This is a genomic window from Bradyrhizobium sp. 63_E2_N1_3, from assembly GCF_052076005.1.
GTDB lineage: Bacteria > Pseudomonadota > Alphaproteobacteria > Rhizobiales > Xanthobacteraceae > Bradyrhizobium > Bradyrhizobium barranii.
Map to the genome: position 1 here is coordinate 6452101 of NZ_CP197235.1, position 15571 is coordinate 6467671.

Annotated in this window: 15 protein-coding genes; 1 reads left to right on the plus strand and 14 read right to left on the minus strand. The window is 64.3% G+C overall.

The window, feature by feature from the left end:
• Positions 1 to 5 precede the first annotated feature (5 nt).
• The 11 genes from AB7531_RS30810 to AB7531_RS30860 form a co-directional block, all read right to left on the minus strand.
• Positions 6 to 836: a carbohydrate ABC transporter permease gene (locus AB7531_RS30810; protein WP_063984465.1), complete on the minus strand. Its 831-nt coding sequence runs from the start codon at positions 834 to 836 to the stop codon at positions 6 to 8.
• A 4-nt stretch (positions 837 to 840) separates the two neighbouring features.
• Positions 841 to 1713, minus strand: a complete 873-nt coding sequence (locus tag AB7531_RS30815) for a carbohydrate ABC transporter permease (RefSeq protein WP_063984466.1) — start codon at positions 1711 to 1713, stop codon at positions 841 to 843.
• Positions 1714 to 1804: 91 nt separating this feature from the next.
• Complete coding sequence (locus tag AB7531_RS30820) at positions 1805 to 3058, minus strand: ABC transporter substrate-binding protein (RefSeq protein ID WP_441256852.1); 1254 nt, start codon at positions 3056 to 3058, stop codon at positions 1805 to 1807.
• Between the two features lie 347 nt (positions 3059 to 3405).
• Positions 3406 to 4356, minus strand: a complete 951-nt coding sequence (locus tag AB7531_RS30825; protein ID WP_063984468.1) for a sugar-binding transcriptional regulator — start codon at positions 4354 to 4356, stop codon at positions 3406 to 3408.
• A 6-nt stretch (positions 4357 to 4362) separates the two neighbouring features.
• Positions 4363 to 5025: an HAD family hydrolase gene (locus tag AB7531_RS30830; RefSeq protein WP_063984469.1), complete on the minus strand. Its 663-nt coding sequence runs from the start codon at positions 5023 to 5025 to the stop codon at positions 4363 to 4365.
• 74 nt (positions 5026 to 5099) lie between these two features.
• Entirely contained in the window at positions 5100 to 7019 is a 1920-nt protein-coding gene (locus AB7531_RS30835) for a nitric oxide reductase activation protein NorD (RefSeq protein WP_063984470.1), read from the minus strand.
• 10 nt (positions 7020 to 7029) lie between these two features.
• Complete coding sequence (locus tag AB7531_RS30840) at positions 7030 to 7842, minus strand: CbbQ/NirQ/NorQ/GpvN family protein (RefSeq protein WP_063984471.1); 813 nt, start codon at positions 7840 to 7842, stop codon at positions 7030 to 7032.
• Positions 7843 to 7900: 58 nt separating this feature from the next.
• Entirely contained in the window at positions 7901 to 9247 is a 1347-nt protein-coding gene (locus AB7531_RS30845) for a cbb3-type cytochrome c oxidase subunit I (RefSeq protein ID WP_063984472.1), read from the minus strand.
• 67 nt (positions 9248 to 9314) lie between these two features.
• Positions 9315 to 9767, minus strand: coding sequence for a c-type cytochrome (locus tag AB7531_RS30850; protein ID WP_063984473.1), 453 nt, complete (start codon positions 9765 to 9767; stop codon positions 9315 to 9317).
• A gap of 111 nt (positions 9768 to 9878) precedes the next feature.
• Entirely contained in the window at positions 9879 to 10139 is a 261-nt protein-coding gene (locus tag AB7531_RS30855; RefSeq protein WP_063984474.1) for a cytochrome C oxidase subunit IV family protein, read from the minus strand.
• 2 nt (positions 10140 to 10141) lie between these two features.
• On the minus strand, positions 10142 to 10717 hold the full coding sequence (locus AB7531_RS30860) for a cytochrome c oxidase subunit 3 family protein (protein WP_063984475.1): 576 nt from the start codon (positions 10715 to 10717) through the stop codon (positions 10142 to 10144).
• A 172-nt stretch (positions 10718 to 10889) separates the two neighbouring features.
• Between AB7531_RS30860 and AB7531_RS30865 the strand changes: the two genes are divergently transcribed.
• Positions 10890 to 11045, plus strand: coding sequence for a hypothetical protein (locus tag AB7531_RS30865; protein WP_085965373.1), 156 nt, complete (start codon positions 10890 to 10892; stop codon positions 11043 to 11045).
• A gap of 29 nt (positions 11046 to 11074) precedes the next feature.
• Here AB7531_RS30865 and AB7531_RS30870 read toward each other — a convergent pair whose 3' ends face one another.
• From AB7531_RS30870 to mmsA, 3 genes are all read right to left on the minus strand, one after another.
• On the minus strand, positions 11075 to 12280 hold the full coding sequence (locus AB7531_RS30870) for a sensor histidine kinase (RefSeq protein WP_084795230.1): 1206 nt from the start codon (positions 12278 to 12280) through the stop codon (positions 11075 to 11077).
• A 471-nt stretch (positions 12281 to 12751) separates the two neighbouring features.
• Entirely contained in the window at positions 12752 to 13942 is a 1191-nt protein-coding gene (mmsB, locus tag AB7531_RS30875) for a multiple monosaccharide ABC transporter permease (protein WP_063984477.1), read from the minus strand.
• Entirely contained in the window at positions 13939 to 15516 is a 1578-nt protein-coding gene (mmsA, locus tag AB7531_RS30880) for a multiple monosaccharide ABC transporter ATP-binding protein (protein ID WP_063984478.1), read from the minus strand. The genes mmsB and mmsA overlap by 4 nt, the downstream gene beginning before the upstream one ends.
• Positions 15517 to 15571 lie beyond the last annotated feature (55 nt).

Sequence of the window (15571 nt, forward strand, 5' to 3'; positions counted from 1 at the left end):
CCCCTTTACTTCACCGCGCCGAAGGTGAGCCCGCGCACGAGCTGCTTCTGGCTGAACCAACCGAGGACGAGAATGGGCGCGATCGCCAGCGTCGAGGCCGCCGACAGCTTTGCCCAGAACAGCCCTTCCGGGCTCGAATAGGAGGCGATGAACGTGGTGAGCGGCGCGGCGTTCGAGGTCGTCAGGTTGAGCGTCCAGAACGCCTCGTTCCAGGCGAGGATCAGATTGAGCAGCATGGTCGAGGCGAGGCCCGGGATCGCCATTGGCGTCAGCACATAGACGAGCTCGCGGCCGATGGTAGCGCCGTCCATGCGCGCGGCTTCGAGGATGTCGCGCGGGATCTCCTTGAAATAGGTAAAGAGCATCCAGATCACGATCGGTAAGTTACCGAGGCAGAGGATGAAGATCAGTCCAGCGCGGGAATCGAGCAGGCCGAAGGTCTTGAAGATCAGATAGATCGGCACCAGCACGCCTACCGGCGGCATCATCTTGGTCGAGAGCATCCAGAGCAGGATGTCCTTGGTGCGTTTGGTCGGGGAGAACGCCATCGACCAGGCCGCGGGGATTGCGATCAGCAGCGCGATCAAGGTCGAGCCGCCGGCGATGATGATCGAGTTCAGCGCGTGATGCAGATAGTCGCTGCGCTCCTGTACGGTGGCGTAGTTTTCCGTGGTCCAGTGGAAGAACAGGAAGGACGGCGGAATCGCGAAGGCCTCTAACTCGGTCTTGAAGCTCGCCAGTACCATCCAGAGGATCGGGAAGAAGATCAGGAAGCCGAAGAACCACGCCCCGATCGTCGATACCACCACCCGCTGCGTCGTCGCCATCCGCGCCATGCTCTCATGCCTCCAGGTTGCGGCCGACGATGCGGACGAGGAAGAAAGCGACGATGTTGGCGATCACGACAGCAACGAGGCCGCCGGCGGAGGCACTGCCGACATCGAACTGGATCAGCGCCTGCGAATAGATCAGGAACGCGATGTTGGTGGTCGACAGTCCGGGACCACCGCCGGTGGTGACGTAGATCTCGGCGAACACCGTGAGCAGGAAGATGGTCTCGATCAAGATCACCACTGTGATGGGACGCGCCAGATGCGGCAGCGTGATGTAGATGAAGGCCGAGAGCGCGCTGGCGCCGTCCATCTCGGCCGCCTCCTTCTGCTCCTCGTCAAGCGATTGCAGCGCGGTGAGCAGGATCAGCGTCGCGAACGGCAGCCATTGCCAGGCGACGATCAGGATCACCGCGAGCAGCGGCGCGTCAGTGAACCAGTCGATCGGCGTCAGCCCGAATACCTTGGCGAGCCAGGCGAACAGGCCGGACACCGGATGCATCAAGAGGTTCTTCCAGACCAGCGCGCTCACCGTCGGCATCACGAAGAACGGTGCGATCACCATCAGCCGCACGATGTTGAGGCCGATCACGGGTTGATCGAGCAGCACCGCCAGGGGAATGCCGAGCAGGATGGTCAGCGCCAGCACCGAGCCGACCAGCACCAGCGTGTTCCGGAGCGAAGCGAGGAAGGCGGGATCGGTGAGGAAGTAGCGGAAATTCTCCAGGCCGACGAACGCCTCGGAGCCGGGATCGAGCAGGCTGTAATGCAGGGTCGAGAAATAGATCGTCAGCGCCAGCGGGACGATCATCCAGATGAACAGGAGCCCGACGGCCGGGGTCAGAAGCGACCGCGCAAGGAACTGCGTCTGCCGGGTTGCCATTCTTGGCCTCTCCGCTGGAGAAAGAAGGCGGCCATCCGTCCGGGGCTGGCTGGTGGATGGCCGCAAGTGTGAGCTCAGGGAGAGCTCGGGTCTACTTGATATAGCCGGCGCGCTTCATCTCGCGCTCGGTCGCGGATTGCGCGGCGGTGAGCGCGGCATCGACCGTCATCGATCCCGCGAGCGCGGCGGAGAATTGCTGGCCCACCTGCGTGCCGATGCCCTGGAATTCGGGGATCGCCGCGTATTGCACGCCGACGTAAGGCACCGGCTTCACGGTGGGCTTGTTCGGGTCGGCCGCATCAATCGAGGCCAGCGTCAGCTTCGCGAACGGCGCGACTTTCAGATAGTCCTCGTTCTGGTAGAGCGAGGTCCGTGTGCCCGGCGGCACGTTGGCCCAGCCCTCCTTCGACGCCACGAGCTTGGTGTAGTCCTTGCTGGTGGCCCAGGCGATGAACTTTTCGGCGGCTTCCGTCTTCTTGGAGCCGGCGGGGATTGCGAGGCTCCAGGCCCACAGCCAGTTGGCGTTCTTGCCGAGCCCAGTGTTCGGCGCCAGCGCAAAGCCGACCTTGTCGGCGACCTTGGACTCCTTCGGATTGGTGACGAAGGACGCCGCGACCGTGGCATCGATCCACATCGCGCACTTGCCGGCGTTGAACAGCGCCAGATTCTCGTTGAAGCCGTTCGAGCTCGCGCCGGGCGGGCCGGCCTCCTTCATCAGATTGACGTAGGTCGTAAGCGTCGTCTTCCATTCCGGCGTGTTGAACTGCGGCTCCCACTTCTCGTCGAACCAGCGCGCGCCGTAGGAATTGGCCATGGCCGACAGGAACGCCATGTTCTCGCCCCACCCGGCCTTGCCGCGGAGACAGATGCCGTAGGTGCCGGCGCTCTTGTCAGTGAGCTTCTTGGCGGCGTCGATGACGAAATCCCAGGTCGGCTTTTCCGGCATCTTCAGGCCGGCCTTCTCGAACAGGTCGGTGCGATACATCACCATCGAGCTCTCGCCATAAAACGGCGCGGCGTAGAGCTTGCCGTCGACGGAGACCGCGTCCCTGATCTTCGGCAGCAGGTCGGCGACGTCGTAATCGGCGCCGAGATTGGCGAGCGGCACCAGCCAGCCCTTCTTGGCCCAGATTGGCACCTCGTAAGTGCCGATGGTGAGGACGTCGAACTGGCCGCCCTTGGTGGCGATGTCCGTGGTGACGCGCTGGCGCAGCACGTTCTCCTCCAGCGTCACCCATTTGACGGTGATGTCCGGATTTTTCTTGGTGAATTCGCTGGTCAGCCCCTGCATGCGGATCATGTCGCCATTGTTGACGGTGGCGATGGTCAGGGTCGTTTCGGCCATCACAGGGACGGCCAGCAACAGGCAAGACGCGCCGCAGACGGCGCCGAGGACGTGTTTCACGGTGACCTCCCTAGGATCGCGCTTCTGAGCATATGCCCACGCGTTGGGCGTATGTTCGGACGAGGTGCGGCGCTTGTCAAGCAGGCGCGCGGACGTTCCCGCAACTTATGAGTGCTGCGGTGCGGGAGGGCCGGAGCTTTTCCTCCGCCTTCGCTGTCATGCCCCGCGAAAGCGGGGCATCCAGTACGACGTGTCGTGAGTTGGTTTCGCACCGGATAGGCCGCGGCGTACTGGATCATCCGCTTTCGCGGATGATGACATTGGCGCAAGTGGCTGTAGCGCCCGCCCTACCGCTCCAGAATCGCCCTTGCCGTCGCCTCGTCCGTGATCAGGCCGTTGATCAGGTGCCCGTTCAGCGCGGCCGCGATCGCCGGCACCTTGGCTGCACCGACCGCGGCGCCGATCGTCGTGGTCTTGGCCGGCACTTCCGGCGGAATGCTGGTGAGGCGCCTGTTGGTGCCGGCCTTGAGCAGGCGGCCCTTGGAATCATAGGCCCAACCGGTGATTTCGCCGATCGCCCCCTGCCGCATCATCTCGAACAATTCGTCGCGGGTGACGAAGCCGTCGACGTGGATTTGCGCCTTCTGGTCCATCTGACCGATGCCGACGAGGCGCAAGTCAGCCTTGGCCGCGACCGCCTTAACCTTCGCGATCGGCTCGATCCGCACCATCTTGTTGCGCTCGTCTTCCGACGACATCAGGAACGGCAGCGGCATCGGATAGTGCCGCGCACCGGTGCGGTCGGCGAGCCGGCCGACGGTGTCGTAGAAGCTCGCCGAACCATCGGCGGAGATGTTGCCGACCAGCGAGACGATCTGGTGGTTGGGCCGGTCGATCGGCGTCACGCGCTCGACCGCGGCGCGCACCGCCCTGCCCGTGCCGAGCGCGACGATGACGGGCGTTTCCGAACGCAACGTCGAATCCAGCAGATTGGCGCAGCGTTCGGCGATGCCTGCCGTGGCCTGCGGCGCGGCAGGATCGGCCGGCACCACCTCGCAATGGCTGAGGTCGAAGCGCTCCTTCAAGCGTGCCGCCAGTTCCATGCAGGCGGCGATGGGATGTTCGAGACGGAAGGTGATGAGACGTTCGGCGAGGCACAGCGAGACCAGCCGCTGCGCGGAGGCCCGCGAGACCTGGAGCATCTTTGCGATCTCGTCCTGGGTGTGACCGGCAATGAAATAGAGCCAGCCGGCACGCGCGGCATCGTCGAGTCTGGACCTTTCGTTCTCGACGGCCATGGCGGCCTATGCCTCCCAGAATTCGCTCATGTGCGCGAAGACCCGATCGGCCCCGGCGCCGGACAATATAGCCTGGCCGTCGCGTCCGCGATAATGGCTGCCGCCGACAAATCCCCAGACGGTCATGCCGGCAGCCTTCGCGGCCAGCACGCCACTGACGCTGTCCTCGATCACCAGTGTGCGCGCAGGGAGCGCGCCCATTTTCTCCGCCGCGTGGAGAAAGAGATCCGGCGCGGGCTTGCCGTGCGTGACCATCTGCGCCGTGTAGATCCGGTCGCCGAAATGGGGCGCGAGACCGGTCACCCTCAGCGACAGCGCGACGCGGTCGAGATCACTCGACGAGGCCACGCAACACGGCACGCGCAGTCCGGACAGGACGGTATCCGCATCGGGAATCGGATGGAGCGCTTTCTCGAAGGCGGTCAGTACGCGCGACTTCAGCCGGACGGGAAAATCGGCCGGCACCGCCTGGCCGAGTTCGCGATAGTGCTGCGTGATCGCGCTCGTGCTTCGTCCGAGAAACAGCTCGAGCGCCTGCGCAAGTGTCAGCGATATCCCAAATCCGGACAGCTCGTCCACAAGGCACTGGCAGCTCACGAGCTCGCTGTCGACGAGCACGCCGTCGCAGTCGAAAATGACCAGATCGGGCCTTTGCCGGCTTCGGTCCATCCGGCCATTCGATCATATACCCACACTTTGAGCAATAGTTCACCCGGTGGAGGACATATGCGGGTTCTCCGGGGTCAATGGGCGACCTGTCGATAGATCGCCGGCAGCGCCGCAGGCAGTCGACGGATGTTGCCGACGATGGCGTAGCCGCTGCGGCCGAACAACGTCGGGACGTAGGATTGCGCCGTCGCATCGACCGTCACGCCGAAGACCGCGATGCCGAGCCGCCGCGCCTCCTGCACGGATTTGCGGGTGTCCTCGACCGCAAAGCGCCCCTCATAATGATCGACGTCGTTCGGCTTGCCGTCGGTGAGAACGAGCAGCAACTTCTTGCGCTGCGGCTGGCGCGCCAGCTCGGCCGAGGCGTGGCGTACCGCCGCACCGATCCGTGTGTAATAGCCAGGCTTCAGCGCGCCGATCCGGCGCTCGATCGCGCCACTCATCGGCTCGCCGAAGGCCTTGACCGTTTCGAGCCGCACCCAGGAACGCCGGCGCGAGGTGAAGGTGAGGATGCTGTGGTGATCGCCGCAGGCCGACAGGCCGTGCGCAAGCACCAGCAGCGCCTCCTTCTCGACGTCGAGCACCCGATAACCGTCGACCCACGCATCCGTCGAAAGCGAGACGTCCACGAGCAGCGTGACGGCAAGATCGTCCCCTCGCGGTCGCATCGCCACATGGACCCGATCGAGACCGCCCCCGCCACTTCCGGCGCGGAGATCGCACCGCGCGCGCACGAGCGCGTCGAGATCGAGGTCGTGCCCATCGGCCTGGGCGCGCATCAATTCATGACGCGGCCGCAACACCTCGAAGCGGCGGCGCACCTGGCGGATGTGCCGACGCATGGCGTCATCAGGCGTCCAGCCCTCACCCAGCTCGGAGGCCGCACCCGCGAGCACACGGCAATGATCGGGCAGATAGGAGCTGCTGCGATAGTCCCATTCGGGATAGCTCAGGTCGGCGTTCAATGGCGATACATCGAGGGCTTCCGGCGGCAGGTCGAGATCGAATTTGAGCCGGCTCGCCGGCTTGCCGCTGCGGCGGCTGAGCGTGATCTCCTCGAGGTCGTCGGCTGCCTTCCGCGCATCCTCGTCCTCACTGTCGTCAGCCGGGCGGTCGACATTGATCATCTCGGCCATCGCGAGGATCTTTTCAAAGCGATTGAGCACGAAAGGATCGCGGCGATCGGTACCGTCTTCGCGCTCGCGGACGGCAAAACGCTTGCGATCGTCCGATGGCACTGGTGCAGCGGTCGGCACGCACGCGTCGTCACCCGCATGTGCGGGCGACAGCGCCCGTGTCCAGCAATCGCCCCAGAGCGGGCATGGCAGGATCGAACGATAGCCGGGCGGCGCCTTGTCCGGCAGCGGCCCCGTCCCCATCATCGCCGGCCACAGCTTTCCCACCGGCGGCGTATCGGCGCCGAGCAGAGCAAGCACGATCTGCTCCATGTCCTGCTCGATGCGCGGCAATGGCCGGTGCGGCCGCGCCATGGCCGTGGCCGCGGCCAGCCGGGCGTAGTCTTCGGCAAGGCCGGGACATTCCGTGAGCACAAGCACCGCGACTTCGCTGGTCCGGCGCAGCGTCAGCAGATCGCGCCGCAGCGGATCGGCCTCCGCGATCACGTCGACCGGTGCAAAGGCAAACCACGCGGCCAGCCACCGGTACAGCGCAGCATTCAGCCCGCGATCGGCGAAGATCGCGATGTTGTCGGGCAGGAAGATCGTCGCGGCGTCACGCCCGGGTTGCGCGAGCCGCTCGTCGCCGAGCCCGATGCGCTGACGCCATCCAAGCCGATGCCCGGTCCGACGGGCACTCGCGCTCGCGATCTGCACGCCCGTCTCTCCGCCAAGCGCGCGGAACATGATTGCGATCCGGCTGCGCACCTCCGCGAGCGACACCGCGTGTTCGGCATGGGCCTGATAGCTCGCGGTGCCGCCGACCAGGCGATGCCAGGCTCGGCCGACGGTTTCTTCAAGCTCGAGGAAATCGAGCATCGCATCCCCCTCAGGACATCACGGCGCGTGCGACGTCGAGCAGCGCCGCCTTGACGTCTGCGTCATCGGTGAGCGGTTCGATCATGCCGGCCAGCACCGCATCCGTAATTGAGGCTCCCGCCGCAATCAGGGTGGCGCAATAGACCACGAGACGGGTCGAAACGCCCTCCTCCAGGTCGTGCCCCTTCAGCGCGCGCAGCCGGCCGGCCAGCAGGACCAGCGGCCGCACATAGTCGGGTGCGAGCCCGCTCTCGGCCGCGACCACCGCGATCTCCTGCTCCGGGGCTAAGAAGCCGAACTCGACGGCGACGAAGCGCTGACGCGTCGACGGCTTCAACGCCTTCAGCAGCGTCTGGTAACCGGGATTGTAGGAGACCACCAGCATGAAGCTCTTCGGCGCGACCAGCTCCTCACCGGTCCGCTCCAGCGGCAGGATACGGCGGTCGTCGGTGAGCGGATGCAGCACCACCGTGACGTCCTTGCGCGCCTCCACGACTTCGTCGAGATAGCAGATGCCGCCTTCCCTCACCGCCCGTGTCAGCGGACCGTCGGTCCATACGGTGTCGCCGCCCCTTAGCAGGTAGCGGCCGGTAAGATCGGCGGCGGTGAGATCGTCGTGGCACGCGACGGTGTGAAGCGGCAGTCCTAGCCGCGCCGCCATGTGGGCGACGAAGCGCGTCTTGCCGCAGCCGGTCGGCCCCTTCAGCAGGACCGGGAGCTGGTGCCGCCAGGCGTGCTCGAACAGCGCGCATTCGTTGCCGCTCGGAACGTAAGCCGGGAGCACGAGCGCGGGTGCCGCCAGGGCGTGAAGTGCTGCTGTCATGGTTCTTCTCCGGAAATCATTCTGGAAAGGCGGCCGCGACTGCGCGGCCGCCTTGCGTTTATTCGGCCGGTTGCAGGGCGCCCGAGATAGTCGCCTGCTTCTCGCGGCCGGGCACCAGCACCGCCCAGACGAACATCAATGCCGAGATCGCGACGAACACGCCGGAGCCGAGCCGCACCCAGTAGAAGAAGGCAAGCTGGTCCTGCACGTCCATGTAACTCTGGCCAAGCACGCGCTGGAGATGGACTTGAATCACGCCGGCAAAGGTCAGCGCGAAGGTCATGGTCATCATCGCCGTGCACATGATCCAGAAGCTGGTCATGCTGAGCCACTGGTTATAGGGCGCACGTCCCTTGATTTGCGGGATCGCATAAGCCATCACCGACAGGTTCAGCATCACATAGGCGCCGAAGAAGGCGAGATGGCCATGTGCGGCGGTGACCTGCGTGCCGTGGGTGTAGTAGTTCACCGACGACAGCGTGTGCAGGAAGCCCCAGACGCCGGCGCCGAGGAATGCCATCACCGAGCAGCCGACCGACCACAGCAGCGCGGCGCGGTTCGGATGCTTGCGGCCGGCCTTCCAGGTCATCTGCACCGTGAAGATCACCATGGTGAAGAAGGGCGCGACCTCCAGCGTGGAGAACAGCGAGCCGATCCACTGCCAGTAACCTGGCGCGCCGATCCAGTAGAAATGGTGGCCGGTGCCGAGAATGCCCGAGAACAGCGCAAGGCCGATGATGACGTAGAGCCACTTCTCGACCACCTCGCGGTCGATGCCGTTGAGCTTGATCATCAGATAGGCGAGCACGGACGCCATGATCAGCTCCCAGACGCCCTCGACCCAGAGATGAACGACATACCACCAGTACATCTTGTCGACCGCGAGATTGGCCGGATTGTAGAAGGCGAACAGGAAGAAGATCGCAACGCCCCACAGGCCGAACAACAGGATGTTAGTGACCGTCGTCTTGCGTCCCCTAAGCGCCGTCATCGTCACGTTGAACAGGAACATCAGGCAGACGACCACGATGCCGATCTTGATGATGAAGGGCTGCTCGAGGAATTCGCGGCCTTCGTGGTAGTGGAAGAGATAGCCGACCACGGCCACACCGGCTGCGCCGAAGAACATCCAGAACTGGATCTTTGCGAGCAGCGGGCTGTAAAGCTCGGTCTCGGTTTCCTCAGGCAGCAGGAAGTAGGTCGCGCCCATGAAGCCGATCAGCGACCACACGATCAGCGCGTTGGTATGAATCATCCTGACAATGTTGAACGGCAGCAGCACCGACAGCGTGTTGGGCAGTACGTAGATGGTTCCAGCAAGCAGGCCAAACAGGACCTGCGCCAGGAACAGCGTCAGCGCGCCGTAGAAATACAGCATCGCGACTTTCTGGGTCTGATATTTCATTTCGGGTTCTCTCTGTCTTGAAAGAGGCAAGGTCTTGAAAGAGGCAAGGCCCTGAAAGAGGAAGGCGTCAGCCGGCCTTGTTCGGCGGCCACTCCTGGCGCTTGATCTTGCTGGTCCATTGCAGGAAGTCGGCGAGATCGTTCAGTTCCTGGTCAGTGAGGTTGAACTGCGGCATCTGGCGCCGGCCCTCCGCGCCCGAGGGCTGCGATTGCATCCAGGCCTTCAAGGTCTCGCGCGCACCGGCCGGATCCTCATTGCCGCCCCAACGATCCCAGACATTGCCGACTTCGGGGGCGAAATAGGCGCCCTCGCCCAGCAAGGTGTGGCAGTTGATGCAGGAGTTCTTCTCCCAGACATGCTTGCCGCGCGCGACCGACGACGTCAGCGTGGCCGCGTCCGTCGAAGTCGTGGCCATGTAATAGTGGCTGTGCGCCGTCAGCCCCAAGAAGATGGCGAAGAAGAAGGCCGAGCCGCCGTAGAAGACGTTTCGAGCCGCCGACTTGGTCAGGCGTTCAGCCATTGCCAGTCCTTTCCGTTGTGAGTCCAGTCGTGAGGAAGCAGTGATGCTGTATCTTGCCGATTGGTGCCGACGGGTCTTTGTCCGGGCGCAATGAGCGCTGCGTTGACGGCGTCAGATCAATGCGATGACGGCGGAGGCGAGCCAGGCAAACAACACCACGATGAGGATCCATGCGCTCACCAGACCGCGCCAGAGCGCCGGCGCCGCGCGGAGATCCATGAAATCAAGCGCAATGCGGCGGCCCTTGATGGCGGCGAAGGTCAGCAACAAAGCGTCGCCGAGCAGCGGTCTCGGCACCAGCTGTGGCAGCAGCACCGTCGCCAGCGCGAGGCCGATCAGCACGAGCCAGGTGATGTCGAGACGGCCGGGCATGATCAGCGCACCAGATAGAGGATCGGGAACATGACGATCCAGACCAGATCGACCATGTGCCAGAAGGCGGCGCCGGTCTCGACGCCCGAGATCTCGGCGCGGCGGCAGACCACGGCAAGGATGATGATGCCGAGGCAGACGTGCAGGAGATGGAAGCCGGTCAGGAGGAAGTAGAGCGTGAAGAACGGGCTGGTCTCGAGGCCAACGCCGCGACCGATCTCCTCGGCATATTCGGCGAGCTTGATGGCGATGAAGAAGCCGCCGAGCGCCATGGCAATCAGTAGCCAGCGGCGCGATGCCCGCTTTTCACTGGCGCGCGCAGATCTGGTCGCCCTCGCCGCGGCCCAGCCGCTGGTCACCAGCACGATTGTGTTGAGGCCGGCGAGATTCGCGTTGAGCGCCGCCTGCCCCGCCGCGAACACAACGGGATGGATCGCCCGGGCAACGACGAAGGCGCCGAGGAACAGGCCGAAGGCGACGAGCTCGCTGAAGATCAGCACCCAGATCATGGGATCGCCGGGGAGATCTTCCAAGATTCCCCAGCCGGTTCCCTGTTGTTCGCAATCGGCCGCAGACATCGTCTTTCCGGATCAGGACACCGGCCAGACTTAGCTCAACCGTCCAGTTCGGAATTTGTCGCAGGACAAACTGGGGGGCCACCGGCGGAGATGTTTGCGCCGACGCAACGTCCCGCTCGCCGGAGCGCGGTACGAACAGACTCAGGGTTCGCAAAGAGCGGTGAGCAATGACATGAGCGATGCACAGATCGGGCTAATGACCGCGACACCCATCATCATCGCCTTCGCCATCGCGCTCCGGCGCATGGGCGTGCTGTCGACGGTGGCGACGGTATCGGCGGTGAGCCTCTCCGTCGCGATCGCGACGGTGCTGTTCACGACGCAGTAGCCGGGCACTACCGATGAGGAGACGATCAGCTATCGCCGGTCGGGCGCTATTCTCGGCAGGATGAGCTGAAACCGCGTCCCCGCGCCGGGCAGGCTCTCGAGCCGGAGCTGCCCACCCAGCCGGTCGACGACGATGCTGTGCACGATATGCAGACCGAGGCCGCTGGCGCCGTCGTGCCGGCGCGTGGTGAAGAATGGGTCGAAGGCCCGCCGTTCCACATCGGGAGCCATGCCGCAGCCGTCATCAGCAAACAGCAGCTCAACGTGGTCATCATTGACCGCACGGAGCGAGACGTTGATCGTCCCGGTCTCACCATCGGAGAACGCGTGCGTCATCGCATTGACTGCGAGGTTGGTGAGCACTTGGCCGAAAGGCCCGGGATAGCTGTCCATGGCGAGATTCGTTTCGCAGTGGAGGCTGAACGCGATGTCGCGCACCCGCAACTGCCGCTCGAACTGCGACAGAACCTGGCCGGTCAGCTCGCCTGCGTCGAAGCTGCGCCGAAGTGACTCGGTCTGGTCAGCCGCCACCTGCTTGAAGGATTGCACCCGCTCGGCGGCGCGACCGAGATTCGTGACCAGCTGCGCCGACGCATCGCTGACCAGTTCCAGAAACCCCGTCAGTGTCGAGCGCTTGAGATTACCCCGCGCGACCTCCGCCGCGAACTGCTCCGCCTTGCGCTGGAGCGTCGATGCCACCGTCAGACTGCTGCCGAGCGGCGTGTTGATCTCGTGCGCGACACCGGCAACCATGCGCCCGAGCGCCGCCAGCTTTTCCGCCTCGATCAGGGTGTCCTGGATATCGCGCAGATGGCGAAGCGCGGTCTCGGCGGCGTCCCTGGCGCTGTGAATCTCCCGCTCGGCGCGCTTGCGTTCGGTGATCTCCTCCGCCGCCACGTTGACCGCGACAATCTCGCCATCCGGCATTCGCAGCGGGTGCCAATAAGTAACCCAGGAACGCTCCTCGACCTGATCGGCCCGCTGCCCCGCCACCTCGATACCGATCACGGGCTCGCCCGTCGCGACGATCGAGCGCACAATCTGCTCGACGGAACCCGCCAGGGCCGGCACGCAGTCCCTGACCGTATGTCCAAGATGGCCTTCGATGGATATGCCGCAGATCTCGGTCAGACGCTGGTTGATCAGCAAATAGCGGCAGTCCGGCGACAGACAGGCCAACCCGATCGGGGCGGTGTCGTAGATCAGCTGCAACGCCGGCAAAGTCGAGACCAGCATCACTTCCGAAGCCGGCGATGACCTCACTGTACTCGTCACTCAGGTTCCCCGTGGTCCCTTGCGTCGACCACATGAGATTAGCACGGAATTGGCGATCGGTTGATCTAGATCAACAAGACGCGCCGGCGCCTCTCGCTCCGAGGCTCTGGAGTGAATCGCCTCGTTCAAAACAGAACAAAGGCGCCGATCAATAAACCTGCAGCAAAGGAGCCTAGCCCGAGGGTGCAGGCGGAAACGATGCGCAAGAGGATGCGAAGCCGGCCCTCAAATTCATCGTCTGTCATCTCGTGGATATGAGCCGCCACTGGTGCTGCCCTGCCCGTGCCCTGCTCGGCACCCCCGGATCTAGCCCCCAAATCATGGTCATCGCGAGGCATCGGTTCCGGTCGCGATGCCATGATCGAAATTGACGAAAATTGTAGTCGCCTGGCGGGGCGGCGCCAGAGCCTCCCCCGCGACGTGATTTTGCGCTTACCGCCGCTGATTATACACGTCGATGCACACCGCGCCCAACAGCACCAGGCCCTTGATGACCTGCTGATAGTCGATGCCGATGCCGAGGATGGACATGCCGTTGTTCATCACGCCCATGATCATGGCGCCGACCACCGCGCCGCCGACGCGGCCGACGCCGCCATAGGCCGAGGCGCCACCGATGAAGCAGGCAGCGATGACGTCGAGCTCGAAGCCGAGGCCCGCTTTCGGCGTCGCGGTGTTGAGGCGCGCGGCAAAGACGAGGCCGGCGAGAGCCGCGAGCACGCCCATGTTGACGAAGGTGAGGAAGGTCAACCGTTCGGTCTTGATGCCCGACAGGCTTGCCGCCTTGGCGTTGCCGCCGACCGCATAGATCTGCCGGCCGATCACGGTGCGGCGGGTGACGAAGCCGTAGAGCGCGATCAAGGCGCTCATGATCACCAGCACGTTCGGCAGGCCGCGATAGGTCGCGATCAGGTAGGTGAAGTAGAGCACGGCGCAGGCCAGCACCACGCTCTTGCCGAGGAAGAACGCGTAAGGCTCAACCTCGATGCCGTGCGACTGCTCGCGCGCGCGGCTCTTGGCGCTGGCATAGACCAGCCCCAGCGCCAGCACGGCGCCGATCAGCATCGAGGTCGGATGCAGCGTGCCCGCTTCGGGCAGGAACTCCGGAATGAAGCCCGATGACAGTTTCTGGAAAGTCGGCGGAAACGGCCCGAGCGACTGCCCCTGCAACACCGCCAGCGCAAGTCCCTTGAACACGAGCATGCCGGCCAGGGTCACGATGAAAGATGGTATCTTGAAATACGCGACCCAATAGCCCTGCGCCGCGCCGATCGCAGCGCCGACCACGAGGCAGGCGATGAAGGCGAGCGTATAGTCGACCTTGTACGTCACCATCAGCAGGGCGGCGACCGCGCCGACGAAGCCCGCGACCGACCCCACCGAGAGGTCGATATGGCCGGTGACGATCACGAGCAGCATGCCGAGCGCCATGATGACGATGTAGCTGTTCTGGAGCACCAGATTGGTCAGGTTGAGCGGCTGGAGCAGCGTGCCGCCGGTCATGACCTGGAAGAACAGCATGATCGCGATCAGCGACATCAGCATGCCGTAATTGCGCAAATTGTTCTTGATGAAGCTGCCGGTCCGGCGCTCCTCGGGCAGCGACACCGTCTTGTCGGTCATGGCTGCAATCCTCCCATCTCCGCGGCCTCAGGCACGCCGTTTCCGTTGCTTCGTTCGTTGCGCATGATGGCGCGCATGATCTTCTCCTGCGTCGCCTCTGCGCCCTTGAACTCCCCGACGAAGGCGCCGTCGTTCATGACGCAGATGCGATCGCAGATACCGAGCAGCTCGGGCATCTCCGAGGAGATCACCACGACGCCGCGCCCGGCCTCCGCAAGCTCGTTGATGATACAGTAAATCTCGTATTTGGCACCGACATCGATGCCCCGGGTCGGCTCGTCCAGGATCAGGACCTTGGGATCGGTCATCAGCCATTTCGACAGCACCACTTTCTGCTGGTTGCCGCCGGAGAGCTGGCCGGTCTCCTGGTACACGTCGGAGCAGCGGATGCGCATGCGGCTCCGGTAGTCGCTGGCAACCTTCAGCTCGGCGATGTCGTCGATCACCCGGCCGGGTGCGACCTGGTCGAGGCTGGCGAGCGTGATGTTCTTGCGGACGTCATCGGCCAGGATCAAGCCCAGCTGCTTGCGGTCCTCGGTGACATAGGCAAGGCCGGCGTCGATCGCAGCCGCGACGCTCGGCAGCACGATCTCCCTGCCCTCGAGCCGGATCCGGCCGCTGATAGTGGTGCCCCAGGAGCGGCCGAACAGGCTCATGGCAAACTCGGTGCGGCCGGCGCCCATCAGCCCGGCAATGCCGACGACCTCGCCGCGCTTCACGCCGAAATTGACGTTCTTGATCACCTGCCGCTCGGGATGAATGGGGTGATAGACCGACCAGTTCTCGACGGTCAGGACAGGCGCGCCGATCTTCGCGCTGCGCTCGGGAAAGCGATGGGCGAGATCGCGGTTGACCATGCTGCGGATGATGCGGTCTTCCTGGATCGGCTCGCTGCGGCAGTCGATGCTGTCGACGGTGCGGCCGTCGCGCAGCACGGTGATGTGGTCGGCGACCTTGGCCACCTCGTTGAGCTTGTGCGAGATCAGGATCGAGCCGATGCCCTGCTCGCGGAAGGCCATCAGGCGTTCGAGCAGCGCGGCGCTGTCGGCCTCGTTGAGGCTCGCGGTCGGCTCGTCCAGGATCAGCATCCGCACCCGCTTGGACAGCGCCTTCGCGATCTCTACCAGCTGCTGCTTGCCGACGCCGAGGTCGGTGATCAGCGTATCCGGCGATTCCTTCAGGCCGACCTGCGCGAGCAGCTCGCGCGTGCGCCGGTAGACCTCGTCGCGATCGATGACGCCGAATTTTGACGGCGGATGCGACAGGAAGATGTTCTCCGCGATCGACATCAGCGGGATCAGCGCCAGCTCCTGGTGGATGATGATGATGCCGAGCGCCTCGGAATCGTTGATGTCGCGGAAGCGGCGCTCCTCGCCCTCGAAGACGATGGTGCCCTCGTAGCTGCCGGCCGGGTAGACGCCGCTGAGCACTTTCATCAGTGTGGATTTGCCGGCACCGTTCTCGCCGACAAGCGCGTGGATCTGCCCGGCCTCGACCGAGAAGTTCACGTCACGCAGAGCCTGCACGCCTGAAAAGCTCTTGCTGACGTTGCGCATCTCCAGCATGACGGTCATGATTTCACATCCCTCGATCGCTGCTAGTTCACCTCTCCCCGCTTGCGGGGAGAGG

Coding starts and splice junctions, on each gene's coding strand:
- AB7531_RS30810 (WP_063984465.1), bottom strand. CDS start 836: ATGGCGCGGATGGCGACGACGCAGCGGGTGGTGGTATCGACGATCGGG.
- AB7531_RS30815 (WP_063984466.1), bottom strand. CDS start 1,713: ATGGCAACCCGGCAGACGCAGTTCCTTGCGCGGTCGCTTCTGACCCCG.
- AB7531_RS30820 (WP_441256852.1), bottom strand. CDS start 3,058: ATGGCCGAAACGACCCTGACCATCGCCACCGTCAACAATGGCGACATG.
- AB7531_RS30825 (WP_063984468.1), bottom strand. CDS start 4,356: ATGGCCGTCGAGAACGAAAGGTCCAGACTCGACGATGCCGCGCGTGCC.
- AB7531_RS30830 (WP_063984469.1), bottom strand. CDS start 5,025: ATGGACCGAAGCCGGCAAAGGCCCGATCTGGTCATTTTCGACTGCGAC.
- AB7531_RS30835 (WP_063984470.1), bottom strand. CDS start 7,019: ATGCTCGATTTCCTCGAGCTTGAAGAAACCGTCGGCCGAGCCTGGCAT.
- AB7531_RS30840 (WP_063984471.1), bottom strand. CDS start 7,842: ATGACAGCAGCACTTCACGCCCTGGCGGCACCCGCGCTCGTGCTCCCG.
- AB7531_RS30845 (WP_063984472.1), bottom strand. CDS start 9,247: ATGAAATATCAGACCCAGAAAGTCGCGATGCTGTATTTCTACGGCGCG.
- AB7531_RS30850 (WP_063984473.1), bottom strand. CDS start 9,767: ATGGCTGAACGCCTGACCAAGTCGGCGGCTCGAAACGTCTTCTACGGC.
- AB7531_RS30855 (WP_063984474.1), bottom strand. CDS start 10,139: ATGCCCGGCCGTCTCGACATCACCTGGCTCGTGCTGATCGGCCTCGCG.
- AB7531_RS30860 (WP_063984475.1), bottom strand. CDS start 10,717: ATGTCTGCGGCCGATTGCGAACAACAGGGAACCGGCTGGGGAATCTTG.
- AB7531_RS30865 (WP_085965373.1), top strand. CDS start 10,890: ATGAGCGATGCACAGATCGGGCTAATGACCGCGACACCCATCATCATC.
- AB7531_RS30870 (WP_084795230.1), bottom strand. CDS start 12,280: ATGCTGGTCTCGACTTTGCCGGCGTTGCAGCTGATCTACGACACCGCC.
- mmsB (WP_063984477.1), bottom strand. CDS start 13,942: ATGACCGACAAGACGGTGTCGCTGCCCGAGGAGCGCCGGACCGGCAGC.
- mmsA (WP_063984478.1), bottom strand. CDS start 15,516: ATGACCGTCATGCTGGAGATGCGCAACGTCAGCAAGAGCTTTTCAGGC.